The sequence below is a fragment of the Rhodopseudomonas sp. AAP120 genome, assembly GCF_001295845.1.
Classification (GTDB): Bacteria; Pseudomonadota; Alphaproteobacteria; order Rhizobiales; family Xanthobacteraceae; genus Rhodopseudomonas.
This window is the reverse complement of sequence record NZ_LJIC01000212.1, coordinates 1-24057: the sequence shown is the minus strand read 5'-3', so window position 1 is coordinate 24057 and position 24057 is coordinate 1. Positions and strand designations below refer to the sequence as shown.

Here is a 24057-nt window from a genome sequence, read left to right as displayed (position 1 = left end):
TGAGTCCTCATCCTGAGGAGCCCGGCGAAGCCGGGCGTCTCGAAGGATGGGGCCACGCGGAAACTGTGGCCCATGGTTCGAGACGGCGCTACGCGCCTCCTCACCATGAGGTCATCCACGTGGCAGGCGTTCCGGATCATCAGCTCCGATTCGGTGAAAAGCAGAAGTGCTCTAGGTGTCGACGTATTCGGCCAAGCTGGTCGGCGCGGGCACTGGCAGCCCGTCTTCCTTCAAGCCGTCGATATGAAACCGGATCGCCTCGCGGATCTCGGCCTCGACGGCCTGCACGCTGTCACCGGTCGCGACACAGCCGGGCAGGTCCGGCACGTAGGCCGAATAGTTGCCGTCGGCTTTTTCAATCACCACCGCGTAACGCATCAGCGCTGCTCCTTCAGGCCCGCTTGCTTCAGGATACTGGCAAACGTGCCCGGAGCAAGGTCGTCGGCAGGCCTGCCGGCAACTGTGACGCGGCCCGGCTTGCTGGGATGCTTGTACTGTCGGTGACTGCCGCGGGTGGCGACATGGTCCACCCGTCGTCCTCGATCAGCCGGATGGCGTCCCGCACCTTCATTGCAGCCTGCTCGTTTGGAGTGTTACAGCTTACTCCGCGTCTTGAACGCGTCCTTGCTGCTTTGGTTGAAGCCGGTCGCCTGGCGATCCCCTTGACTCCGCCCCCGCCGAGTGCTGCTCTCCCGGCCATGTCCACGCCGTTCCGCCCCGCCGTTTCCCGTCGTTGGTGGCGCACCTCCTGAGAGGTGGCCGTGCGATCCCCCGTTTTCTGATCGTCCCGAGGCCGCCACACGAGGCGGCTTTTGTTTGTCCTGTGTGGCGTTCCTCCGGCAAGTTGCTTAAGAGGATGCCATGAACAGGACCGTTTTTTCGCTTCCCGCGCACAGCGACTACAAGACCGCCGCGGGTCTTTCCGTGTCGCGCACGGTCGAGGCCTTCACCGGCGGCCAGGCGCTCGACGATCTGATCGACCTGCTGGATCGTCGCCGCGGCGTGATGCTGTCGTCCGGCACGACGGTGCCGGGCCGCTACGAGAGCTTCGATTTCGGCTTCGCCGATCCGCCGCTGGCGCTGACCACCCGGGCCGACCAGTTCGCCATCGAGGCGCTGAATGGGCGCGGCGAAACGCTGATCGCCTTCCTGGCCGACCGGCTGGAGGAGCCCAGCATCGTCGTCGAGCAGGCCTGCGCCACCAAGATCCGGGGCCGGATCGTCCGCGGCGAAGCGCCGGTCGACGAGGACCAGCGCACCCGCCGCGCCAGCGCGATCTCGCTGGTTCGGGCGCTGGTCGCGGCCTTCGCCTCGCCGGCCGACCCGATGCTCGGGCTGTATGGCGCCTTCGCCTACGATCTGGTGTTCCAGTTCGAGGATCTCGAGCAGAAGCGCGCCCGCGAGGCTGACCAGCGCGACATCGTCCTGTATGTGCCGGACCGGCTGCTGGCCTATGACCGCGCCACCGGTCGCGGCGTCACGATCGCCTATGAATTCGCCTGGAAGGGCCGGCTGACCGCCGGCCTGCCGACCGCGACCGGCGAGAGCGTCTATACCCAGACCGGCCGCCAGGGTTTTGCCGACCACGCACCGGGCGAATACGCCAAGGTGGTCGAGGTGGCGCGCGAGGCGTTCGCCCGCGGCGATCTGTTCGAGGCTGTGCCGGGCCAGTTGTTCGGCGAGCCGTGCGAGCGCTCGCCCGCCGAGGTGTTCAAGCGGCTGTGCCGGATCAATCCGTCGCCCTATGGCGGCCTGCTCAATCTCGGCGACGGCGAATTCCTGGTGTCGGCGTCGCCCGAAATGTTCGTCCGCTCCGACGGCCGCCGCATCGAGACCTGCCCGATCTCCGGCACGATCGCCCGCGGCGTCGATGCCATCAGCGACGCCGAGCAGATCCAGAAGCTCCTGAACTCCGAGAAGGACGAGTTCGAGCTCAACATGTGCACCGACGTCGACCGCAACGACAAGGCGCGGGTCTGCGTGCCGGGCACCATCAAGGTGCTGGCGCGGCGGCAGATCGAGACCTATTCGAAGCTGTTCCACACCGTCGATCATGTCGAGGGCATGCTGCGCCCGGGCTTCGACGCGCTCGATGCGTTTCTGACCCACGCCTGGGCCGTCACCGTCACCGGCGCGCCGAAACTGTGGGCGATGCAGTTCGTCGAGGACAATGAGCGGACGCCGCGGCGCTGGTACGCCGGCGCGTTCGGCGTGGTCGGGTTCGACGGCACCATCAACACAGGCCTGACCATCCGCACCATCCGGATGAAGGACGGCCTCGCCGAAGTGCGCGTCGGCGCCACCTGCCTGTTCGACAGCGACCCGGTCGCCGAGGACAAGGAGTGTCAGGTCAAGGCGGCGGCGTTGTTCCAGGCGCTGCGCGGCGATCCGCCGAAGCCGCTGTCGGCGGTGGCGCCGGACGCGACCGGCTCGGGCAAGAAGGTGCTGCTGATCGACCATGACGACAGCTTCGTGCACATGCTGGCGGACTACTTCCGCCAGGTCGGCGCCCAGGTCACCGTGGTGCGCTACGTCCATGCGCAGAAGATGCTGGCCGACAACGCCTATGATCTCCTGGTGCTGTCGCCCGGCCCGGGCCGGCCGGAGGATTTCGGCATCAAATCGACCATCGATACCGCGCTCGGCAAGCAACTGCCGATCTTCGGCGTCTGCCTCGGCGTCCAGGCCATGGGCGAGTACTTCGGCGGCCGGCTCGGCCAGCTGCAGCAGCCGGCCCATGGCCGCCCCTCGCGCATCCAGGTGCGCGGCGGCACGTTGATGCACGGCCTCCCCAACGAGATCACCATCGGCCGCTATCACTCGCTGTATGTCGAGATGGCCGATATGCCGAAGGAACTCACCGTCACCGCCTCGACCGAGGACGGCGTGGCGATGGCGATCGAGCACAAGACGCTGCCGGTCGGCGGCGTGCAGTTCCACCCGGAATCGCTGATGTCCCTCGGCGGCGGGGTCGGGCTGCGGATCGTCGAAAATGCGTTCCGGCTCGGTGCACCAGCCTGAGAGCCAGGCCGGAAATTCGATGCCTAGAATGATGCCTTGCACGTCGTCATTGCGAGGAGGCGAAGCCGACGAAGCAATCCAGTGCAGTGCACGGAGCTTCTGGATTGCTTCGCTCCGCTCGCAATGACGGAAAACACAGCTGATTTTGCTGCATTCCTTTCCGGCCGGGCTCTAAGCTGGCGGTGGATTGATCCTGATCGAAGGCGGCGCAGATGGGCCGTGCTACAAGCCCACTGCATCGCAGATCCCGGTTGCGGTCCGAATCCTGCTTGCTAAGACCTTTGGCTAGCCTTTCTGGTGGAGGCTAGCCGAATTTCCGGATTGCCTCGCCTGCTCGCCTGCCGAACTATCAGTCCCATCCAGCAGAGACCCCGCGCCGATGAACGCTCTCGCTCAAGACCTGATCCACGACCTCAAGGCCAGCGTCCGCACGATTCCGGACTATCCCAAGCCGGGCATCATGTTCCGCGACATCACCACGCTGCTGGGCGATCCGCGGTCGTTCCGCCGCGCTATCGACGAACTGGTGCACCCCTGGGCGGGCTCCAAGATCGACAAGGTCGCCGGCATCGAGGCGCGCGGCTTCATCATCGGCGGTGCGATCGCCCACCAGGTGTCGTCGGGCTTCGTGCCGATCCGCAAGAAGGGCAAGCTGCCGCACGCCTGTGTCAGCATGTCCTATGCGCTGGAATACGGCACCGACATCATCGAAATGCACGTCGACGCCATCACGCCCGGCGAGCGCGTCATCCTGGTCGACGACCTGATTGCCACCGGCGGCACCGCCGAAGGCGCCGTCAAGCTGCTGCGCCAGACCGGCGCCGAAGTCGTCGCCGCCTGCTTCATCATCGATCTGCCCGATCTCGGCGGCGCCGCCAAGATCCGCAGCATGGGCGTCCCGGTGCGCACGCTGATGGAATTCGGCGGGCATTAGGCCTTCTCGCGCCTCAAACTCCGTGCCCCGGATGCTGCGCAGCGCGCCGCCCTTGCGGCGTGATGCGCTGCTGATCAGGGGCCCCGGTGTCTTGACCGCCGTACCCGGGATCCCGGGTCTGCGAAGCAGCGCTTCGCGCTGCGTCGCGCCCGGGACAAGTCACGGCCGCCCCTGCGTCATCTCCTGGTCGAGATCGCGGAACGCCGTGTAGTTGCGGCGGATCCACTGATTGAGTTCGGTGGAGGCGTCGGGTTCGCTCCGCAGGTAGCCGGTGAACGAGAAGCTGAGCCGCTCGATATAGGTCTTCAGGAACGGCGGCAGCGCGCGGATGCGCATCAGCCGGCCCTGGGCGTAGGCCCGTGGCAACTCGCCGAACAGCACGTGCTCGTTGTCGATGACGATCAGCTGCCGCGGCGGCACGATGTCCTGCAGCGTGCCATAGGCGCGGGCCGAATTGCGGTCGGTGTCGGCCATGAACAGCACGACCGGCGCGATCTGCCGTCGCGCCGCTTCCTTGATGAAGCCGATCTCCGCGAAGGTGCCGAAGAACTCGTCGAAGGCGTGAAAACCGAGGTCGATCACCTTGGCGACGCCATCATGGATGATCAGGCGGTCCATCAGCTGGATCTTGCCGAAGGTGTCGTCGACCTCGGCGGTCTCGGTCAGTCGCGGCAGGTAGTCGAGCAGCGACGGTTCCTTGACGTTGACGTCGAACGCCGTCACCGAGCCGCGCGCCAGATACAGAAACTCGGTCAGCAGCCGCGCGACCAGCGTCTTGCCGACGAACGGGCGCGGCGAACAGACGATGTAGACCGGGGTGCGGGGGAAGCTGGGGGACATTGGCTTCGATCGAGCTCTCCGGCCGGCCTGATCGCGGCCGCCCGGAAGATGTCCCGCCCGATATAGCCAAAATCCGCGGTGAAGCGAATTATTTCTCGCCGCCGGCCTCGGCCACGTCGGTGGTGCGGCCGCCCTTGTCCTTGCCGACGATGTCGGTCAGCCGGATGCGGTCGAACTCGCTCCAGACATTGGCCAGCCAATGCCGCACATAGCCGCGCAGCACGAAGGAGTAGTTGGCCGGCTCGTCGTGGACGCCCTTGTTGGCGACGAATTTCAGGAACGGCACCGACGAGACTTCGACCTGCTCGTACGCCATTTCGTTGAGCTTGGGGATGGTCAGCTCGGTGGCGTCCTTGATGCGGTGGAAGTACGAATTGTAGGTCGCCTGGTCCCACTCGAAGAAGCTGGTGTTGTTGATGAAGTTCTTCGTCAGGAAGTACTTCGCGCCGATCATGAAATTGGCGGTCTCGGCGATCTCGTCCAGGGATGCGATCGACGGGCCGAGGATGTGAAACACCGCGAAGGTGATCTGGCCGGAGCGGGCGGCATCGAGGAAGCCGATGTCGCGAAGCGAGGCCAGCGCCGGCGACAGCAGGCCGGCGCGAACGTCGATCACGGTGACCGACGGCGCGGCGCTGTTCAACGTATCGAAGATCTTCATCTGGTCGGCCGTCGACGTCATGTCGACGATCTCGGTGATGCCCGGATGGAAACGCTTCAGCGTGCCGCGCGGCGCCTCGGTGTCGAAGGCGCGGGTCGGGATGTTGTTGGCGCTGAAATAGTCGAGCAGCGTCCGTGAGACCGTGGTCTTGCCCACGCCGCCCTTGTCCGCGCCGACGACGATGACTGCTGGCTTCGCCATGAGGTTCCTTTTCGGGCCGCTTTGATTCGCCACCGCGCGCCGCGGTGCGATGTCTCTGCTTTGGGCGCGAACATGGCAGAAACATCGGATAATTCAATGTCGCGGCCGCACCTATTGGGGCAATCTCAACAAAACATTGTCCAGCCGACCGCAAGGGGCGCGCAGCGCTTTCGCGAGGGGCTGCTGATGATGACGTCCGCGCCGACGGATGGCCGTTCCCGACGGCGCACCGGCGCACTTGCGTGCAGCTCCGCCCCGCTCAGAGCGTCGAACGTGACCGGGACGCCTCACAAGCTCGGCGCTGACAGACCGACTTCGGACAACGCGTGCAATTTGAGACGCAGTGTCATGTAACCGTCAACTGCCACATTTAAGACAAACTTAACTTTGGCGATTGGTGGGTGTGATGCGGCGTTGGCATAACAGTGTGAGTTGGTTGGTGTTTTTGAGCCTGGGCGCAACCTTGGCGGGACCGGCCGGAGCCGCCTCGTTCAACGTCTCCTCGGGTAGCACCGACACCACAGCCAAGACCGTGACCGGCACCGACACCGGTACGATCCAGTCCGGCGGCACGCTGAACGTCAGCGGCACCGCGATCTCCTTCACCGGCCCCGCGGCCGGGGTCGTCATCAACAACTCCGGGACGATCTCGTCCGGCAACCGCGGTATCGACACCTCGGGCGCCAACCCGCCGCGCAGCCTGACGCTGAACAATTTCGCCGGCGCGCTGATCTCGACCGTGGACGACGCCTTCCGGCTCAACACCTCGATCGGCAACGGCACGGTGGTGATCAACAACTCCGGCACCATCGTCTCCAACACCGGCCAGGTGTTCGACTTCGCCAGCAACAGCTCGGCGACCGGCACGGTGCAGATCAACAACAATGCCGGCGGCATCATCCGGGCACTCGGCAACGACGCGATCCGGCCCGGCTCCGGCAGCACGACGATCACCAACAGCGGACTGATCGATGCGACCAACGGCAACTACCGCGCCATCAATCTGAACATCAGCAATCTCGGCACCGTCACCGCGTTCACGGTGATCAACAACGCCGGCGGGACCATCCAGTCGCAGGACGACGCCATCCGCGTCACCGCCTCCACGCTGGCCACCACCGGCAGCTTCACCATCGACAACGCCGGCACCATCACGTCGACCGGCACCGGCCAGGCGATCGACTTCAACGATCTGACCTCCGGCACCATCCAGATCATCAACCGCGCCACGGGCGTGATCCGCTCGACCGCCGCCGACGCGGTGCGGCCCGGCGAGGGCGCCACCGTCACCAACTATGGCCTGATCTACGCCGACGGCGTGGTCGGCAGCAGCAATGACGGCATCGACTGGCAGAGCCATTCGGGCACCGTGATCAACAAGTCCGGCGGCACCATTTCGGGCTTCCGCCACGGCATCACCACCGACGCCAACGTCACCGTCACCAACGAAGCCGGCGCCACCATCATCGGCCGCAACGGCTCGGGCGTCGGCTCCGACGGCACCGGCACGGTGATCAACTACGGCCGCATCACCGGCGCCTACAACGGCAGCGGCACCGGCGATGGTGACGGCGTCGACGTCGATTTCGCCGCCACCGTCACCAATTACGGCATCATCGAAGGCACCGGCGCCGGCGGCTATGATTCCGGCGGACGGCTCAACAACAGCGAAGGCCTGTCGATCGGCGGCGGCACCGTCACCAACTACGGCACCATCTCGGGCGCCTCCTACGGCATCGTCGTCAACAACGACTCCAACACCGACGGCACCCGCAGCGGCGTCGCGGCAACCACCATCACCAACTACGCCGGCGGCACCATTGTCGGCCAGAACGGCTTCGCGATCCGGCTCGAAAACAAGACCGGCACCGCGGCCGACAACGACAGCATCGTCAATTACGGCACGATCATCGGCAACGGTGCGATCCCGGATCCGAACGCCGTGGTGCTGCTGCAGAACGGCACGCCGGACACCCGCTCGGTCGGCACGCTCGACGGCGTGACCTACACCGGCACCGGCTCGGCCCGCTTCATCCGCGGCGACGGCTCGGCGATCCAGATGGGCGAGGGCAACGACGTCCTCACCAACTACGGCACCATCATCGGCAACAACGGCCGCGCCGTGAACATGGAAGGCGGCAACGACACCGTCAACATCATGCCGGGATCGCGGATCGTCGGTCTGGTCAATGGCGGTGCCGGCACCGACACGCTGAACTACTACAAGGTCGGTCTGTCCGACGCCAAGCGGGCGCAGCTCGCGGCCGGCCAGACCGTCAATATCGGCGGCACGCTGTACACCTCGTTCGAAGTGGCGAACGCCTTCGCGCCGTCGTTCTCGGCTTTCGCCAGCTCGTCGAAGCCCGGCAGCGCCGGCCCGGCCTGGCTGTTCGACAACCTCTCCAACAGCGTTGCGGCGAGCGCCGATGCGCTGACGCTGATCGACAGCGTCGCCAGCGCGGCCGATGTCGGCGCGGCGCTGGCGCAGCTGTCGCCGGCCTCGTATCAGGCGCTCGGCCGGATGACGCTGAACACCGCGTCGCAGACCGGCACGCTGATCGACCAGCGCATGATGCAGAGCCGGTTCGGCGGCGGCAGCGATCTCGGCGGCGCCGGGGCGGCGCTGGCGATGGCCGATGCCGGCATGTTCGGTGCGCCCGGCTCGACGATGGAGCGTACCCTGGCCTCTCTCGGCGCCTGGAATACGCGCGACGCGCTGGCCGCCTCCGGCTGGGGCGCCAATGCGGATGCGCTGGCCTATGTGCCCACCAAGGCGCCGCCGCTGCGCGCCGCGATCGATCCGGGCTTCGGCGTGTTCGTCGGCTCCAGCCTCAGCAATTCGCGCGAAGGTGCGCGGCCGGACGTCAGCGCGTTCCGCTCGACCACCGCGAACGTCGTCGCCGGCGCCGATTGGCGTGTGTCCGACAGCTGGGTGCTCGGTGCGTTCGGCGGCTACGCGCTGACCAGCGGCGATCTCGATTCGCTCGGCAGCACCACCAAGATCACCAGCCGCAGCATCGGCGGCTACGGCAGCTATCGCGCGCCGTGGTGGTACGCCAACGTTGTCGGCTTCTACGGCTGGGACGGCTACGACAACAAGCGCGTCGCGCTCGGCACCGCCAACAGCTCGCGCTTCGACGGCAACCATTACACGGTGCGCGGCGCGATCGGCAGCGATCTGCGGATGTTCGGCGGCTTCGTGGTGACGCCGGAAGTGAGCCTGCAATACACCCGCGTCGCCACCGACGCCTTCACCGAAACCGGCGGCATCACCGCGCTGAGCGTCGGCGCCGACCGCACCGAGTCGCTGCGCTCCAGCGTCGGCACGCGTATCGCCCACGACCTGCAGACCAGCAACGGCGTGCTGACGCCGGAGCTGCGGCTCGCCTGGCTGCACGAATTCAAGGACGGCGTCCGCGGCATCGACGCCAATTTCGTCGAGCCGACGCTGCCGGGCGTGTTCACCACCTTCACCGGCCAGGGCATCCGCGACCGCGGCGTGTTCGGCACCGGCGTCACCGGCCGGCTCGGCCAGGCCACGCTGGTCTCGATCGGCTACGACGCCATCGTCGGCAGCAGCGACGCGGTGACCCACCTGGTGACCGGCAGGGTCAAGGTCTCGTTCTAAAGGCTCTGCGCCCTCGCTCTCCGTCATTGCGAGCGAAGCGAAGCAATCCAGGCCCGAGGCTCGGCGCTGGATTGCTTCGTCGCGGAGCCTGTGCTCGGACGGCGCGAAGCGCCGATCCGTGTGCTCCTCGCAATGACGCGCGAGGTTGAGCGAACGCTGGCCTCCCGCTCCCCGCGTTGTGCGGCGCAGGTACGGCGTCACGCCGTTCGGTTTCACTTGCGACGGGCGGCCGCGTACCGCATGGATCGGGAGCGCTATCGCGCGTCCGTCTTGCTGCCGGTCCGGCGGCGTTCCCCTCGCGAGCTGCCGTGTCGTCGATCATCACCGATCCCTGGTTCTATGTCGCTGCGGTTCCGGCGGTGTTCCTGCTCGGCCTGGCGAAGGGCGGCTTCTCGGGGATCGGCATTGCGGCGACGCCGCTGCTGGCGCTGTTCCTGCCGCCGCTCGAAGCCGCGGCGCTGCTGCTGCCGGTGCTGATCAGCCAGGACATGATCTCGCTCTATGTCTACCGGCATCACTGGGACGCGCGTAGCCTGAAGATCATGCTGCCGGGCGCGCTGATCGGGATGGGCCTGGCGTGGTGGACGGCGTCGATCGTTTCGGACGATGTGGTGCGGCTGATCGTCGGCGGCGTCGGCGTCGCCTTCGTGCTCAATGTCTGGCTGCGGCCGCAGCTCGCGCCGGCTAAGGGCTCGGTCGCGCCGGGCGTGTTCTGGGGCGGGGTGTCCGGCTTCACGTCGTTCATGACGCAGGGCGGCGGGCCGCCCTATCAGGTCTACATGTTGCCGCTGCAACTGCCGAAGCTGGTGCTGGTCGGCACCACCACGATCTTCTTCGCGATTCTCAACGTGCTGAAGATCGGGCCGTACATCCTGCTCGGCCAGTTCAACCCGGCCAACCTGTCGACCTCGATCGCGCTGCTGCCGCTGGCAGCGGCCGCCAACATGCTCGGCATCTGGCTGGTGCGGCGGATGCCGACCGGGCTGTTCTACAAGATCGCCTACGCGCTGCTGTTCGTGGTCTCGACCGCGCTGATGGCGCAGGGCGTGCTCGGCCTGATCGGGGCGAAGTAACCGCGCGCAGCGGCCGGTCAGCGCGCCGTCGGCGCGATCTGGCGCGCCACCAGATACGAGACCGGCATCGCCAGCACGAAGCCGGCCGCGACAGCGCGCGGGATCCACTCCATCGCATGCTCGGCGAGGCTCGGCACCGCCAGGATGGCAACCACCATCATGCCGGTCAGCGTTGCGCCGCCGATGATCCACAGCACCATCGCGACCTTCAACATTGTTCGTCTCCTGATTGTCGGGCCGAGAGTCGGCCGAGACAGCCCCGCCGGCGATCGGCGCCGTGGAGCTCGAAAGTGTCGGGACGATATGTCGGGCTTAGTTCCGGATATTGATCTCGATCAAATGGCGGCGTCTGAAAGGTAATCCAAAACAGTTACTTATACTACCATCGCACCATTTTCGCGCCCGAGCGTCTGATCGCTAAGATATATCTTTACAGCTCCGAAGAGACGGACGTAGGAAAGATATATCTTACTCAGGAGAGCCCGATGGACGGCCTCGACAACGGCGGACGACGCTGCGGATTCGGGATGCCCGGCTGCCGCTGGGCGCGCCGCGGCGGCGGACGCGGCATGGGCGGAGAGGCCTCTCGGGCCGGCCGGATGCTGGCGCAGGGCGATCTCAAGCTGATCGCCCTGGCGTTGATCGCCGAGCAGCCGCGCCACGGCTACGACATCATCAAGGTGATCGAGGAGCGGACGGCGGGCTGGTACGCGCCGAGCCCCGGCGTGGTGTATCCGGCGCTGACCTTCCTCGAAGACATCGGCCACGTCATCGCCCAGCCGGAAGGCGCCAAGAAACTCTACGTCATCACCGACGACGGCCGCGACTATCTGACAGAGCGGCGCGACTTGGCCGATGCCGTGCTGGAGCGGCTGGCCGCGTTCGGCGAGTCGATGCAGCAGCAGAATGGCGAGGGCAGTGAGGCCGGCGAACTGCCGCCGCTGCTGCGCGCCGTGCTCGACAATCTGCGCGCCGTCGCCGTGCGGCAGATCACCAAGGATTCCGACAAAGAAGCCGAGCTGGTCGCGGTGCTGGCCCGCGCCGCCGGCGAATTGCGCAAGGTTTAGTAACGACGGCGGGCGATCCCGCCAAGGAGACCATCATGACCGCAATCACTTCCGAACAGCCCAACCGACGTGACGTGCTGTTTCTCGCCACCGGCGCCATCGCCGCGGTCGGCACCGCCTCGCTGGTCTGGCCGTTCGTGGCTCAGCTCAATCCCGACGCATCCACGATCGCGGCCGGCTTCCCGCTCGAGGTCGATCTCGCGCCGGTGGCCGTCGGCCAGGTGATCAAGGTGTTCTGGCGCGGCCAGCCGATCTTCATCAGCCATCGTACGCCGAAGGAAATCGAGTCCGCCCAGACCGCCGACTGGAAGAGCATGCGCGATCCGCAGCCGGACTCGGCGCGGGTCAAGCCCGGCAAGGAGCAATGGCTGGTGGTGTCCGCCATTTGTACTCATCTGGGCTGCGTGCCGACCGAGCACCAGGGCAATTACGACGGCTGGTTCTGCCAGTGCCACGGCTCGCAATACGATTCGTCCGGTCGCATCCGCCTCGGCCCGGCCCCGGCCAACCTGCCGCTGGTCCCGTACAAATTCGCCACCGACACGCAGATCATCATCGGCGAGACGTGAGGCCGGCTAAGCGGCCTTGCCCCACACACTGCCCTCATCCTGAGGAGCCCCGGCGAAGCCCGCAGGGCGCAGCCGGGGCGTCTCGAAGGATGGCGCGAGTCGGTGCCGCCTCATGGTTCGAGACGCATCGCTGCGCGATGCTCCTCACCATGAGGGCCTGGGACTCACCGGACATCTATCAGCAGTACGTTTTCAAGAAAGCCCCATCATGCTCATCGCAGTCGCCAGCCAGAATTTCCGCACCGTCACCGGCCATGCCGGCAAAAGCCGCCGCTTCATGCTGTTCGATGCCGCGTACGGTCGCGCGCCGCGCGAAGTGCAGCGGCTCGATCTGCCGAAGGAGCAGTCGATCCATGAGTTCGACGAGCGCGCGCCGCATCCGCTCGACCGCGTCGAGGCCGTGATCGCCGGCAGCGCCGGCGCCGGCTTCATCGCCCGCATGGCGGCTCGCGGCGTCCGCGCCGTCACCACCGCCGAGACCGACCCGGTCGCTGCCGTGAAAGCCTACATCGCCGGCACCCTGCCGCCGCCGGCCGCGGACGATCACGACGATGCGGAAGGCGGCTGCAATTGCGGCAAGGCGTCGTAGCCCACAGGCCTTGCGTTTCCGTCATTGCGAGGAGCGAAGCGACGAAGCAATCCATGCCGCGGGTGGAGCGCTGGATTGCTTCGCTTCGCTCGCAATGACGTTGTTCGGCCGTCATGCGCGGGCTTGACCCGCGCATCCATCGCGCGCGTAGCGCGCCTTCATAAAGGCCTGCAGGATCGACCTTTTCGAACAGGATGGATTGCCGGGTCGAGCCCGGCAATGACGAGCTGACGAGCGGTTTGCGTTACGAGAACGCCGCGCCACTCCCAATCCCGAGTTTCTTGAACACCATCGCGGCCGGGCAGAAGCCGGTGAACGACGCCTGGATCATGTTGACGCCGGCGAAGGCGGTCAGCAGCAGCCAATAGGGGCTGACGAGCCAGCCGAGCAGCAGGCTCGTCAGCACCACGCAGCCGGCGAAGGCGAGGACGGCGCGATCGAGGTTCATGGCGGTGCTCCTTCAAAACGGATGGTTGCAAGGCTGAGGTGTCGAACCGCACGGGCCGCGTCATCGGCCCGCCGTCCGTGCGTTGACAATATATTCGTATAATCTAATATACGCAATTATGAAGATACAAGCCGACCTCATGGAAGCCGCCGCCGACCAGGCCAGCGAATTGCTGAAGGCGCTGTCGAACCGCCATCGGCTGCTGCTGGTCTGCCAGCTGATCGGCGGCGAACGCTCGGTCGGCGAGCTGGCCGAATTGCTCGGGCTGCGCGACTCCACCGTGTCCCAGCATCTCGCGCTGCTGCGCAAGGATGGCGTGGTGGCGGCGCGGCGCGACGGCCAGACGATTCACTACTCGATCGCGAGCGACCCCGCCCGCGAACTGCTCACGACTTTATATCGGCTGTATTGCCCGGCCCCGGCGGCCGGGCCGGCCAACAAAAAATCTGCGGGAGCCTGAGATGAAGTTGCGCGACCTGATCGGCGGCGCTGTCGCCGCACTCCTGCTCGGCGCCGGAGCCGCGCTCGCGGCCGAACCGACGCTGACGGTGGCCGAGCGCAAAGTCGCCGACGAGAAGGCGGTGTTCGCCACCGTCGAAAGCATCAGCGTGGTGCCGGCCCGCGCGCGGATCGGCGGCACGGTGGTCGCACTCAAAGTGCGCGAGGGCGACAGCGTCAGCCGGGGGCAGGAGATCGCCACTATCGGCGACGACAAGCTGACGCTGCAGATGAATTCGCTCGACGCCCAGATCCAGGCACTGCAGGCGCAGGCCGGCCAGGCGCAGATCGATTACGACCGCACCTCGGGGCTGGTCGAACGCGGCACGCTGCCGCGTACCAAGCTCGACGAAGCCCGCACCGCGCTGAACGTCGCCGACAACAACCTGCGCGCCAAGACGGCGGAGCGCGCGGTGGTGCAGCAGCAGTTCAAGGAAGGCCAGGTGCTGGCGCCCGACGACGGCCGCGTGCTGAAGAAGATGATCACCGTCGGCTCGGTGGTGCTGCAGGGCGACCCGATCGTCACCGTGGCGCAGCAGCACTACAAGCTGCGGCTGCGGGTGCCGGAGCGGCACGCGCGCTTCCTCAAGCAGGGCGATCGCATCCGCGTCGACGGCGCCGAGGCCGGCGATGCCGCGGCGAAATTCGGCACCATCGATCTGGTGTATCCGCAGATCGAGGACGGCCGCGTCGTGGCCGACGCCACGGTCGAGGGGCTCGGTCAATACTTCGTCGGCGACCGGCTGCGGGTGTGGATCTCCGGCGGCGAGCGGCCGGCCTTCGTGATCCCGTCGCGCTACATCAAGACCGATTTCGGCATCGACTACGTCCAGCTCGGCGCGCCCGGCCAAACCGTCGCCGTGCCGGTGCAGCGCGGCCGCGACCATCCCACCCCCGACATGCCGGACGGCCTCGAGATCCTCTCGGGACTGCGCAATGGTGACAAGTTGGTGCAGCCGTGAATCTTGGGCTTTCAGGTCGTCTGACCAAAGCGACCATCCAGTCGCCGCTCACGCCACTGTTCCTGCTGGCCTCGCTGGTGGTCGGGCTGATCGCGCTCGTCGCCATCCCGCGCGAGGAGGAGCCGCAGATCAGCGTGCCGATGGTCGACATCCGCGTCAACGCCGATGGCTTGCGCGGCCCCGATGCGGTCGAGCTGGTGACCAAGCCGCTCGAAGCGATCGTCAAGGGCATCGACGGCGTCGAGCACGTCTACAGCCAGACCGAAGACGACCGCGTCATGGTGACGGCGCGCTTTCTGGTCGGCACCAAATCCGAAGACGCGATCCTGCGCGTGCACGAGAAGATCCGCGCAAATATCAATTCTATTCCGGTCGGCATCCCAGAGCCGCTGATTGTCGGCCGCGGCATCAACGACGTCGCCATCACGGTGCTGACGCTGTCGCCGAAGCCGGAGGCCGCGTCGCGCTGGACCGACAAGGATCTGTACGAACTCGCCGACAAGCTGCGCTCCGAGCTGATGAAGGTCGACAGCATCGGCCTGACTTACATCTCCGGCGGTGGCGCCCAGCAGATCCGGGTCGAGCCCGATCCGGAAAAGCTGTCGCTGTACGGCGTGACGCTGCAGCAGCTCGTCGCCAAGGTGAAGGACGCCAACCGCTCGTTCATGGCCGGCAGCGTGCGCGACGCCGGCACGATGCGCAGCGTGTCGGCGGGGCAGACGCTGAGCGGCATCCCGGATATCGGCCTGCTGCTGATCGCGACGCGCGACAATCGGCCGGTCTACGTCAAGGACGTCGCGCAGGTGATCATCGGCCCGAACGCCGCCGAGCATCGGGTCTGGACCGACACGCGCGACGGCGGCGGAAAATGGGATCGCGTCCCCGCGGTCAGCCTGGCGCTCGCCAAGCGCGCCGGCGCCAACGCCGTGGTGGTATCGCACGACATCCGCGCGCGGCTGGCCACGCTGCGGGGCACGCTGATCCCCAGCGACATTGCCGTCACTACGACGCGCGACTACGGCGAGACCGCCAACGACAAGGCCAACGAGCTGCTGCTGCATCTCGGCATCGCCACGATCTCGATCGTGGTGCTGATCGCGATCGCGATCGGTTGGCGCGAGGCGGTGGTCACCGCGGTGGTGATCCCGACCACGATCCTGCTGACGCTATTTGCCGCGAATGCGATGGGCTACACCATCAACCGCGTCAGCCTGTTCGCGCTGATCTTCTCGATCGGCATTCTGGTCGACGATGCCATCGTGGTGGTGGAGAACATCGCGCGGCATTGGGGCATGAAGGACGGCCGGCCGAGGCTGCAGGCCGCCATCGAAGCGGTGGCCGAAGTCGGCAACCCGACCGTGATCGCCACCCTGACGGTGATCGCCGCGCTGCTGCCGATGCTGTTCGTGTCGGGGCTGATGGGGCCCTATATGGCGCCGATTCCGGCCAATGCGTCGGCCGCGATGCTGTTCTCATTCTTCGTCGCCATGGTGGTGGCGCCGTGGTTGATGCTGAAGCTGGCGCCGAAGCCCGGCTCCGCGGCCTCGTCGCACGACGCCCATGACGAAGGCCGGCTCGGCCGGCTGTATCGCCGCATCGCCACGCCGGTCGTCGCCAGCAAGCGTGCGGCGTGGATCTTCCTGCTCGGCGTCGGCGTCGCGACGCTGCTGTCGATGGTGCTGTTCTACACCAAGTCGGTGACCGTCAAGCTGCTGCCGTTCGACAACAAGAGCGAGATCGCCGTGATGGTCGATCTGCCCGAAGGCGCAAGCCTCGAAGACACCGAGCGCACGCTGTTCGCCGCCGCCGACATCGCCCGCGGCCTGCCCGAGATGACGTCCGTGCAGTCCTATGCCGGCACGCCGGCGCCGTTCAACTTCAACGGCCTGGTGCGGCACTCTTACTTGCGCGAGCGGCCGGAGCTCGGCGAGCTGCAGGTCAACCTCAAGGAGCGCGGCGACCGCGGCCGCGCCAGCCACGCCATCGCGCTCGATCTGCGCGAACGGCTGAAGGCGCTCGCCCTTCCGCCGGGTAGCAGCATCAAGGTGGTCGAAGTGCCGCCGGGGCCGCCGGTGCTGGCGACGCTGCTGGCCGAGATCTACGGCCCCGACGCCGCGACCCGCCGCGCCGTCGCGCGCGAGGTGAAGAAGATTTTCGGCGACGTGCCGTTCATCGTCGATATCGACGATTCGATCGGCGAGCCGCGCCCGCGCTTGCGGCTGTCGATCGATCAGGATCGGCTGGAGTTCTTCGGCGTCGAGCAGAAGGACGTCTACGACACCATCGCGACGCTGTTCGGCGGCACCTCGATCGGCTACTCGCATCGCGGCGAGGATCGCAACCCGATCGAGATCGCGGTGCGGCTGCCCAAGCGCGACCTCGCCTGGACCGAGGCGCTGGCGTCGACGCCGGTGCCGGCCAATACGCTGCCTGGTAGCAAGACGGTGGTCGAACTCGGCCAACTGGTGAAGGCGACGCGCGAAGTCGGCTCGCCGCTGATCTTCCGCCGCGACGGCCGCTTCGCCGACATGGTGCAGGCCGAGCTCGCCGGGAAGTTCGAGGCGCCGCTGTACGGCTTGCTCGAAGTCGACAAGCAGATTGAAGCGCACGATTGGGGCAAGCTGCTGAAGCCGGCGATCAGCATGCACGGCCAGCCCACCGACGAATCCAGGCCGACCGTACTGTGGGACGGCGAATGGGAAATCACCTGGGTGACGTTCCGCGACATGGGCGCGGCGTTCGGCGCCGCGATCCTCGGCATCTACGTGCTGGTGGTGGCGCAGTTCAAAAGCTTCAAGCTGCCGCTGGTGATCCTCACGCCGATCCCGCTGACGCTGATCGGCATCCTGATCGGCCATTGGCTGCTCGGCGCGCCGTTCACCGCCACCTCGATGATCGGCTTCATCGCGCTCGCCGGCATCATCGTGCGTAACTCGATCCTGCTGGTCGATTTCATCCGCCACTCCGGCGGCGAGGGCAGGACGCTGCGCGAAGTCGTGCTGCAGGCCGGCGCGGTGCGCTTCAAGCCGATCCTGCTCACCGCGCTGGCGGCGATGATCGGCGCGGCGACGATCCTGCTCGATCCGATTTTTCAGGGGCTGGCGATCTCGCTGCTGTTCGGCCTCGCGTCGTCGACGCTGCTCACCGTGCTGGTGATCCCGGCGATCTACATGGCGCTGCGCGACGGTGGAGCGAAAGCGCCGCACTGACGTCAAAGTGATCGCATTTCCGGTCGATCCGGGGCACAACAGGCGCTCCGCAGACGATGATTGGAACCCGATGATGATCACCCGCCGTTCGGCCCTGTTGACCGCCCTGACGCTGCCGCCGGTGCTGGCCACGCGCGCCTGGGCCGCTCCTGCGGCGTCGGCGCCGGACGACAACGTGCTGTCGACTGAGGCGGTGCTGCGCGATCCGGATATCCCGGTCGCCGGCAATCCGGATGGCGACATCACCATCGTCGAATATTCGGATTATCGCTGCCCGTATTGCAAGAAGGTGGCGCCGGAGCTGATGCAGGTCGTCAACGACGACGGCAAGGTGCGGCTGGTGCTGAAGGACTGGCCGATCTTCGGCGGCATCTCGGTCGACGCCGCCAAGCTGGTGCTGGCCGCGAAGTATCAGGGCAAATTTCTCGAAGCCCACAACGCGTTGATCGGCACCACCGCCAAGCTGACCGAGGGCGTGATGAACGACGCGCTCGGCAAAGGCGGCGTCGACGTCGCCCGCGCGACCAAGGATCTCGAGACCAACAAGGACGCCATCGAGGCGATCCTCAAGCGTAACGACGCCCAGGCCCGCGCCTTCGGCTTCCAGGGCACCCCCGCCTTCATCGTCGGCCGCTTCCGCGTCCCCGGCGTGCTCGACGCCGCGATGTTCAAGCAGGCCATCAAGGACGCCCGCACGGCGGCGGCGCAGAAGAAGTAGGAATTCGGCGAAGGCCTCCCCCGTCATTGCGAGCGAAGCGAAGCAATCCAGCCCCGTGCACTGCGCTGGATTGCTTCGTCGCTTCGCTCCTCGCAATGGCGGGGAGGTGGCGCACAACGCTTACGTTCGTCATTCCGGGATGCGCTGCGCAGCAGCGCAGGCCCGGAATCCATACGCCCTGTGTCCGCTATAGCGCACCGACGCTGCCGCCCGCGGACTACGCTGGCGCAGGGGTTATGGATTCCGGGTTCGCACAGCTTCGCTGGCGCCCCGGAATGACGAACGAGAGGCAGTGAGCGCGGCGGGCGAGCCGCCGGCCTCATGTCAGCATCTTGTCAGCCCCGGCCGCCTAGTCTGGCGTCGCATGATCGCAGGCCGGCCTGGCGTTGCGGCGGCAAGACGTTCTTCAGTTGAATCAATGTTTCGTATCGCTCCTATCGTGGTCGCAATCGCGGTGCTGGCGCTCGGCGGCCGGCCCGACGCCGCGCGCGCCGGCGACGAGCTGGCGATCTCAGCCGTGCAGGCCGAGCGCGTCGGCATCGAGACTTCGCCGCTGGAGCAACAGCCGGCGCCGGCCGGGCTCAGCTTCCCGGGCCGGATCACCGTGCCGCCGGATCGCACGCGGCTGATGAACGCCCAACTCGGCGGCCGCATCGAGCGCCTGCTGGTGCGCACCGACGACATGGTCAAAGCTGGCGACGTGCTCGCCGAGATCCAGAGCCCGGCGCTGGCGAGCGCGCAGGGCGAGTTTCTGGTCGCGGCCAACAAGGAGCGGCTGCTCAAGACCAATCTCGACCGCGAGGAGCAGCTCGCCCCCTACGGCGCGGTGCCGAAGAAGCAGGTGATCGTCACCCAGAGCGAATACGACCAGGCCCGCGCCACCGCCGCCGAGCGCCGCGCCGCGCTGCTGCATGTCGGCATGACCGAGGCGGCGATCGACAGGCTGATCACGACGCAGACGCTCGACCCGAAGCTGACGCTGATCGCGCCGATCGACGGCGTGGTGCTGGAGAGCCCGACCACGCCCGGCCAGACCGTGGAGGCGCTGGCGCTGGTGTTCAAGCTGGCGCAACTCTCGCCGCTATGGGCCGAGGTGCAGGTGCCGGCGCTACGCGCGGAAGACTTTGCGGTCGGCGCCCGCGTCACGCTGAAGGGCCACGAGTGTACCGGCCGCGTCGTGTCGATCGGCAGCAGCGTCGAGCCGACTTCGCAGACCGTGATCGTCCGCGCGCAGTTCGACGATCCCGACACGGATCTGCGTCCCGGCCAGATGATCGAAGCGCAGATCACCTCGGCGACCAGCGGCAAGGCCGAGTGGCGGGTGCGGACCGGCGCGATGGTCCGGCGTGGCCCGGAGGCCTACGTGTTCGTGCAGACCGACTCCGGCTTCGTCGCGACGCCGGTGAAAGTGCGCGAGGAGCTGCCGGCCTTTGCGGTGGTGAGCGGCAGCTTCCGCGGCGACGAGCGCATCGCGGTGCGCGGCGTCGCGGCACTGAAGGGCGCCTGGCAGGGGCTCGGCGGGGTCGAGTAAATGCTCGCGCGTCTGGTCGAGTTCTCGCTCGCGCACCGCCTGCTTGTGGTGCTCGCCACGCTGCTGCTGATCGGCGCCGGCATCGTCGCGGTGCGCAGCCTGCCGATCGACGCCTTTCCGGACGTCTCGCCGGTGCAGGTCAAGATCATCATGAAGGCGCCGGGCATGACGCCAGAGGAGGTCGAGACGCGGGTGACGATGCCGCTCGAGCTCGAAATGCTCGGCATCCCCAACAAGACCATCCTGCGCTCGACCACCAAATACGGCCTCGCCGACGTCACCATCGATTTCAGCGACGGTTCCGATATCTATTGGGCGCGCAACCAGGTCGCCGAGCGGCTCGCTTCGGCGATGAAGGACATGCCGGACGGCCTGTCCGGCGGCCTCGCGCCGATCACCACGCCGCTCGGCGAGATGTTCATGTTCACCATCGAGGGCGGCGACCTCTCGCTCGCCGAGCGCCGCACGCTGCTCGACTGGACGATAAGGCCGGCGCTGCGCACGCTGCCGGGTGTCGCCGACGTCAACTCGCTCGGCGGCTATGTCCGCAGCTTCGAGATTATCCCCGACAATCTGGCGATGGCGGCGCGCGGCATCTCGATCGACACGCTGCAGAAGGCCGTCAAGGCCAACAACCGCAACGGCGGCGCCGGCCGTCTCACCGCCGGCGAAGAGGTGCTGCTGGTCCGCGTCGACGGCCAGGTGCGCACGCTCGACGATCTGCGCAACATCGTGCTGGCCTCGCGCGACGGCGGCATGGTGCGGGTGCGCGACGTCGCCGACGTCCGCATCGGAAGTATCACCCGCGCCGGCGCGGTGACGCGCGACGGGCAGGGCGAAGCCGTGCAGGGCCTGGTGCTCGGCCTGCGCGGCGCCAATGCGCGCGACGTCGTCGAGGCGGTGAAGAGCAAATTCGCCGAGCTGCAGCCGACGCTGCCCAAGGGCGTCGTGCTCAACGTGTTCTACGACCGCGGCGATCTGGTCGGCCGCGCCATTCACACCGTGTCGAAGTCGCTGATCGAAGCCGTCGTGCTGGTGATCGTGCTGCTCATCCTGTTCCTCGGCGACTGGCGCGCCGCACTGGTGGTGGCGCTGACGCTGCCGCTGTCGGCGCTCGCCACCTTCGAGCTGATGCGCTCCGCCGGCATGTCGGCCAATCTGATGAGCCTCGGCGGCCTCGCGGTGGCGATCGGCATGCTGATCGACGCCGCCGTGGTGGTGGTCGAGAACATCGTCTCGCATCTGGCGCACGACCGCCACGCCGCGCATGTGCCGCTGCTGCACCGGATCTATCAGGCGCTGCGCGAGGTCGTGGTGCCGGTCACGTCCGGCATCGTCATCATCGTCATCGTGTTCCTGCCACTGCTGACGCTGCAGGGGCTCGAAGGCAAGCTGTTCATCCCGGTGGCGATGACGATCGTGTTCGCGCTCGGCTCGTCGCTGCTGCTGGCCTTGACGGTGATCCCGGTGCTGGCCTCGCTGCTGCTGAAGACCTCCGGCCACGGCGACACCTGGCTGGTGCGCAAGATCAGCGCCGGCTACACCCCGGTGCTGCGCTTCGCGCTGCGCCGCGAGAAAACGGTGCTGGCGATCGCGGCGGTTGCGCTGATCGCCACCGTGTTCGCCTACGGCCAACTCGGCAAGATCTTCATGCCGACGATGGAGGAGGGCACCCCGATCATCAGCGTCGAGAAGCTGCCCTCGATCAGCCTGGAAGAAAGCGTCGATCTCGATCTCAAGATCCAGCGCGCGGTGATCGGCACGGTGCCGGAAGTCACCAGCATCGTCGCCCGCGTCGGCTCCGACGAAATCGGCCTCGATCCGATGGGGCTGAACCAGACGGATACTTACGTCATCCTCAAGCCGGAAGCGGAATGGCGCCGGCCGCACGACAAGGAATGGCTGCTCGGCGAGATCCGCAAGGCGCTCGGCGAATTCCCCGGCATCGGCTTCAGCTTCACCCAGCCGATCGAGATGCGGGTGCAGGAGATGATCATCGGCGCTAGAGGCGACGTGGTGGCGAAAATCTTCGGCACCGACATCCCGACGCTGAACCGTCTCGCCGAGCAGATCACCGCGACGCTGAAGACGCTGAAAGGCGCCGAGGACGTTCGCACCACGCTGAACAAGGGCTTCGAGTACTACAGCGTCAGGATCGACCGGCTGCAGGCCGGCCGTCTCGGGCTCGACGTCGATCAGCTCACCGAGGCGCTGCGCGCGCAGATCGAGGGCGAACCAGTCGGCATCGTGGTCGAGGAGGGGCGCCGCACACCGATCACCATCCGCGGCAGCGAAGCGCTACGCGAGTCGCCGGCGCGGCTGTCGGGTGTGAGCTTGGTCCTCGCAGGCGGCCAGTCGGTGCCGCTCACCAACGTCGCCAAGCTGGAGCGGATCGACGGGCCGGTGAAGATCGATCGCGAGAACGGCAAGCGGCTGGCGCTGGTGATGAGCAACGTCACCGGCCGCGACCTGGTCGGCTTCGTCGATGAAGCCAAGGCCGCGGTCGCGGCGCACGTCAAGCTCCCCGAGGGCTATTCGATCGTCTGGGGCGGCCAGTTCGAGAACCAGCAGCGCGCCGCGGCGCGGCTCGGCATCGTGGTGCCGATTGCTTTGGCGCTGGTGTTCCTGCTGCTGTTCACCACCTTCGTGTCGCTGCGGCAGTCGCTGCTGGTGTTCGTCAACATCCCGTTTGCGCTGGTCGGCGGTGTGTTCAGCCTGCTGATTTCCGGCGAGTATCTGTCGGTGCCGGCGTCGGTCGGCTTCATCGCGCTGCTCGGCATCGCGGTGCTGAACGGCCTGGTGCTGGTGAGCTACTTCAACACGCTGCGCAACCAGGGCCTGTCGCCCGACGACATCGTGATGCTCGGCGCGCAGCGCCGGCTGCGGCCGATCCTGCTCACCGCCAGCATTACTGCGTTCGGCCTGGTGCCGCTGCTGTTCGCCGCCGGTCCCGGCGCCGACGTGCAGCGCCCGCTCGCCATCGTGGTGATCGGCGGTCTCGTCAGTTCGACGCTGCTGACGCTGGTGATCCTGCCGGTGCTGTATCGCCGCTTCGGCATCGAGCGCGAGGCAAGGCCATGAACACGGTGCTGACCCTGATCGCGCCGACGGCGCTGAAGGAAGAGCTGGTCGCCGCCATGCTGGCGCATCCGCCGACCGCCGCCGCCGGCTTCATCGCGCGCGAGGTCGAAGGCTACGGCCACAATGTCGATTTCGACAGCGTGGTCGAGCAGGTCCGCGGTCATACGCTGGCGGTCGAAATCGTCGTGGCGCTGCCCGAGGCGGAGGCACGCGGGCTGCTCGACGCGCTGGCCGACGAACTGCCCGGCCGCGGCATCGTCTGGCGCATGATCGCGGCGAATGCCGGCGCACTGTAATGGGGGCATCCGTCTAGGCCGGGCTGAGTCGTATATTCGCCTGGACGAATATAAGAGGATCGCCTAAGCACGATGTGGATGTAGGAGCCGCGGGCTCGTGGCCGTGTCGCTTCGTCCGACGAGCGTAGCAGGAGAGACGTGCATGACCGCCAGCGTGAAACAATTGCTCGAAGCCGCCCATGCGGTGGTGCCGCGGATCGGCGCCGAGCAGGCCGAAGACATGGTCAAGCAGGGCGCCGTGGTGATCGACGTGCGCGATGCGCCGGAAGTCGAGACCACCGGCAAGATCGATGGCGCGCTGCACATCTCGCGCGGCATGCTGGAATTCCGCGCCGATCCGGAGTCGCCGTTTCACGATAAGCGGCTGAGCAAGGACAAGCCGATCATCGTCTATTGCGCCTCCGGCGGCCGCGCCGCGCTCGCCGCCAAGGTGCTGAGAGATTTCGGCTACACCGCCTACAACCTCGGCGGCTTCAAGGAATGGGCCGACAACGGCGGCGCCGTCGACAAGCCGATCGACCGCGGGATGTGAGGCGGCGCAGACAACGATCCTCCTCAACATCGGCGCCCAATCTCCCCTCCCCCTTGCGGGGAGGGGCCGGGGGTGGGGGTCCCCAGGCACAGGGCTGGCGTTGTTCGCAGGCACAGCGCCCGCGTCGCCTTCACACGGGCACTGCGCCCGCGTCGCCCTCACCCCAGCCCTCTCCCGCAAGCGGGAGAGGGAGCGCGCT

20 protein-coding genes and 1 pseudogene are annotated in these 24057 nt (G+C 67.0%); 15 read left to right on the top strand and 6 right to left on the bottom strand.

The window, feature by feature from the left end:
* Positions 1 to 171: 171 nt before the first annotated feature.
* The gene (locus tag IP86_RS27050; RefSeq protein ID WP_054165549.1) at positions 172 to 378 is read right to left on the bottom strand and encodes a type II toxin-antitoxin system HicB family antitoxin; all 207 of its coding nucleotides are present in this window, start codon (positions 376 to 378) and stop codon (positions 172 to 174) included.
* Positions 378 to 571, bottom strand: a pseudogene (locus tag IP86_RS27045) (type II toxin-antitoxin system HicA family toxin). Before IP86_RS27045 ends, IP86_RS27050 begins: the two are co-directional and overlap by 1 nt.
* A 290-nt stretch (positions 572 to 861) precedes the next feature.
* Between IP86_RS27045 and IP86_RS27040 the strand changes: the two are divergent.
* Positions 862 to 3021, top strand: a complete 2160-nt coding sequence (locus tag IP86_RS27040) for an anthranilate synthase component I (RefSeq protein WP_054165548.1) — start codon at positions 862 to 864, stop codon at positions 3019 to 3021.
* 379 nt (positions 3022 to 3400) lie between these two features.
* Positions 3401 to 3955, top strand: coding sequence for an adenine phosphoribosyltransferase (locus IP86_RS27035; RefSeq protein WP_054165547.1), 555 nt, complete (start codon positions 3401 to 3403; stop codon positions 3953 to 3955).
* A 159-nt stretch (positions 3956 to 4114) separates the two neighbouring features.
* Here the strand turns inward: IP86_RS27035 and IP86_RS27030 are convergent, their stop codons facing one another.
* Complete coding sequence (locus tag IP86_RS27030; protein WP_054165546.1) at positions 4115 to 4795, bottom strand: hypothetical protein; 681 nt, start codon at positions 4793 to 4795, stop codon at positions 4115 to 4117.
* An 88-nt stretch (positions 4796 to 4883) separates the two neighbouring features.
* Positions 4884 to 5657: a P-loop NTPase family protein gene (locus tag IP86_RS27025; RefSeq protein WP_054165545.1), complete on the bottom strand. Its 774-nt coding sequence runs from the start codon at positions 5655 to 5657 to the stop codon at positions 4884 to 4886.
* Between the two features lie 439 nt (positions 5658 to 6096).
* Between IP86_RS27025 and IP86_RS27020 the strand changes: the two genes are divergently transcribed.
* Both IP86_RS27020 and IP86_RS27015 read left to right on the top strand, forming a co-directional pair.
* Positions 6097 to 9285 carry an autotransporter family protein gene (locus IP86_RS27020; protein ID WP_197280002.1) on the top strand — a complete coding sequence of 1063 codons (3189 nt, stop codon included), beginning with the start codon at positions 6097 to 6099 and terminating at the stop codon, positions 9283 to 9285.
* A 308-nt stretch (positions 9286 to 9593) separates the two neighbouring features.
* The gene (locus IP86_RS27015; RefSeq protein ID WP_054165543.1) at positions 9594 to 10358 is read left to right on the top strand and encodes a sulfite exporter TauE/SafE family protein; all 765 of its coding nucleotides are present in this window, start codon (positions 9594 to 9596) and stop codon (positions 10356 to 10358) included.
* Between the two features lie 17 nt (positions 10359 to 10375).
* Here IP86_RS27015 and IP86_RS27010 read toward each other — a convergent pair whose 3' ends face one another.
* Positions 10376 to 10573: a hypothetical protein gene (locus tag IP86_RS27010; RefSeq protein ID WP_054165542.1), complete on the bottom strand. Its 198-nt coding sequence runs from the start codon at positions 10571 to 10573 to the stop codon at positions 10376 to 10378.
* Positions 10574 to 10843: 270 nt separating this feature from the next.
* Between IP86_RS27010 and IP86_RS27005 the strand changes: the two genes are divergently transcribed.
* The 3 genes from IP86_RS27005 (at position 10844) to IP86_RS26995 (ending at position 12583) form a co-directional block, all read left to right on the top strand.
* Positions 10844 to 11425, top strand: coding sequence for a PadR family transcriptional regulator (locus tag IP86_RS27005; protein ID WP_054165541.1), 582 nt, complete (start codon positions 10844 to 10846; stop codon positions 11423 to 11425).
* 35 nt (positions 11426 to 11460) lie between these two features.
* Entirely contained in the window at positions 11461 to 11994 is a 534-nt protein-coding gene (petA, locus tag IP86_RS27000) for a ubiquinol-cytochrome c reductase iron-sulfur subunit (protein WP_054165540.1), read from the top strand.
* Between the two features lie 208 nt (positions 11995 to 12202).
* A complete protein-coding gene (locus IP86_RS26995; RefSeq protein WP_054165539.1) occupies positions 12203 to 12583 on the top strand; it encodes a NifB/NifX family molybdenum-iron cluster-binding protein in 381 nt (126 codons plus the stop codon).
* A gap of 244 nt (positions 12584 to 12827) precedes the next feature.
* Here the strand turns inward: IP86_RS26995 and IP86_RS26990 are convergent, their stop codons facing one another.
* On the bottom strand, positions 12828 to 13031 hold the full coding sequence (locus IP86_RS26990) for a YgaP family membrane protein (RefSeq protein ID WP_054165538.1): 204 nt from the start codon (positions 13029 to 13031) through the stop codon (positions 12828 to 12830).
* Positions 13032 to 13149: 118 nt separating this feature from the next.
* Between IP86_RS26990 and IP86_RS26985 the strand changes: the two genes are divergently transcribed.
* From IP86_RS26985 to IP86_RS26950, 8 genes are all read left to right on the top strand, one after another.
* Positions 13150 to 13491, top strand: a complete 342-nt coding sequence (locus tag IP86_RS26985) for an ArsR/SmtB family transcription factor (RefSeq protein WP_054165537.1) — start codon at positions 13150 to 13152, stop codon at positions 13489 to 13491.
* 1 nt (position 13492) lies between these two features.
* On the top strand, positions 13493 to 14491 hold the full coding sequence (locus IP86_RS26980) for an efflux RND transporter periplasmic adaptor subunit (protein WP_054165536.1): 999 nt from the start codon (positions 13493 to 13495) through the stop codon (positions 14489 to 14491).
* A complete protein-coding gene (locus IP86_RS26975) occupies positions 14488 to 17700 on the top strand; it encodes an efflux RND transporter permease subunit (protein ID WP_054165535.1) in 3213 nt (1070 codons plus the stop codon). Before IP86_RS26980 ends, IP86_RS26975 begins: the two co-directional genes overlap by 4 nt.
* Positions 17701 to 17770: 70 nt before the next feature.
* Complete coding sequence (locus IP86_RS26970) at positions 17771 to 18418, top strand: DsbA family protein (protein ID WP_082364288.1); 648 nt, start codon at positions 17771 to 17773, stop codon at positions 18416 to 18418.
* A 418-nt stretch (positions 18419 to 18836) separates the two neighbouring features.
* Positions 18837 to 19949 carry an efflux RND transporter periplasmic adaptor subunit gene (locus IP86_RS26965; RefSeq protein WP_054165534.1) on the top strand — a complete coding sequence of 371 codons (1113 nt, stop codon included), beginning with the start codon at positions 18837 to 18839 and terminating at the stop codon, positions 19947 to 19949.
* Positions 19950 to 23030, top strand: coding sequence for an efflux RND transporter permease subunit (locus IP86_RS26960; RefSeq protein WP_054165533.1), 3081 nt, complete (start codon positions 19950 to 19952; stop codon positions 23028 to 23030).
* A complete protein-coding gene (locus IP86_RS26955; protein WP_054165532.1) occupies positions 23027 to 23326 on the top strand; it encodes a DUF3240 family protein in 300 nt (99 codons plus the stop codon). Before IP86_RS26960 ends, IP86_RS26955 begins: the two co-directional genes overlap by 4 nt.
* A 142-nt stretch (positions 23327 to 23468) precedes the next feature.
* A complete protein-coding gene (locus IP86_RS26950; protein ID WP_054165531.1) occupies positions 23469 to 23858 on the top strand; it encodes a rhodanese-like domain-containing protein in 390 nt (129 codons plus the stop codon).
* Positions 23859 to 24057 lie beyond the last annotated feature (199 nt).

Excerpts from the sequence above, each read along its gene's own strand:
- IP86_RS27050 (WP_054165549.1), bottom strand. The coding sequence starts at position 378 with ATGCGTTACGCGGTGGTGATTGAAAAAGCCGACGGCAACTATTCGGCC.
- IP86_RS27040 (WP_054165548.1), top strand. The coding sequence starts at position 862 with ATGAACAGGACCGTTTTTTCGCTTCCCGCGCACAGCGACTACAAGACC.
- IP86_RS27035 (WP_054165547.1), top strand. The coding sequence starts at position 3,401 with ATGAACGCTCTCGCTCAAGACCTGATCCACGACCTCAAGGCCAGCGTC.
- IP86_RS27030 (WP_054165546.1), bottom strand. The coding sequence starts at position 4,795 with ATGTCCCCCAGCTTCCCCCGCACCCCGGTCTACATCGTCTGTTCGCCG.
- IP86_RS27025 (WP_054165545.1), bottom strand. The coding sequence starts at position 5,657 with ATGGCGAAGCCAGCAGTCATCGTCGTCGGCGCGGACAAGGGCGGCGTG.
- IP86_RS27010 (WP_054165542.1), bottom strand. The coding sequence starts at position 10,573 with ATGTTGAAGGTCGCGATGGTGCTGTGGATCATCGGCGGCGCAACGCTG.
- IP86_RS27005 (WP_054165541.1), top strand. The coding sequence starts at position 10,844 with ATGGACGGCCTCGACAACGGCGGACGACGCTGCGGATTCGGGATGCCC.
- petA (WP_054165540.1), top strand. The coding sequence starts at position 11,461 with ATGACCGCAATCACTTCCGAACAGCCCAACCGACGTGACGTGCTGTTT.
- IP86_RS26995 (WP_054165539.1), top strand. The coding sequence starts at position 12,203 with ATGCTCATCGCAGTCGCCAGCCAGAATTTCCGCACCGTCACCGGCCAT.
- IP86_RS26990 (WP_054165538.1), bottom strand. The coding sequence starts at position 13,031 with ATGAACCTCGATCGCGCCGTCCTCGCCTTCGCCGGCTGCGTGGTGCTG.
- IP86_RS26985 (WP_054165537.1), top strand. The coding sequence starts at position 13,150 with ATGAAGATACAAGCCGACCTCATGGAAGCCGCCGCCGACCAGGCCAGC.
- IP86_RS26980 (WP_054165536.1), top strand. The coding sequence starts at position 13,493 with ATGAAGTTGCGCGACCTGATCGGCGGCGCTGTCGCCGCACTCCTGCTC.
- IP86_RS26970 (WP_082364288.1), top strand. The coding sequence starts at position 17,771 with ATGATGATCACCCGCCGTTCGGCCCTGTTGACCGCCCTGACGCTGCCG.
- IP86_RS26965 (WP_054165534.1), top strand. The coding sequence starts at position 18,837 with ATGTTTCGTATCGCTCCTATCGTGGTCGCAATCGCGGTGCTGGCGCTC.
- IP86_RS26960 (WP_054165533.1), top strand. The coding sequence starts at position 19,950 with ATGCTCGCGCGTCTGGTCGAGTTCTCGCTCGCGCACCGCCTGCTTGTG.
- IP86_RS26955 (WP_054165532.1), top strand. The coding sequence starts at position 23,027 with ATGAACACGGTGCTGACCCTGATCGCGCCGACGGCGCTGAAGGAAGAG.
- IP86_RS26950 (WP_054165531.1), top strand. The coding sequence starts at position 23,469 with ATGACCGCCAGCGTGAAACAATTGCTCGAAGCCGCCCATGCGGTGGTG.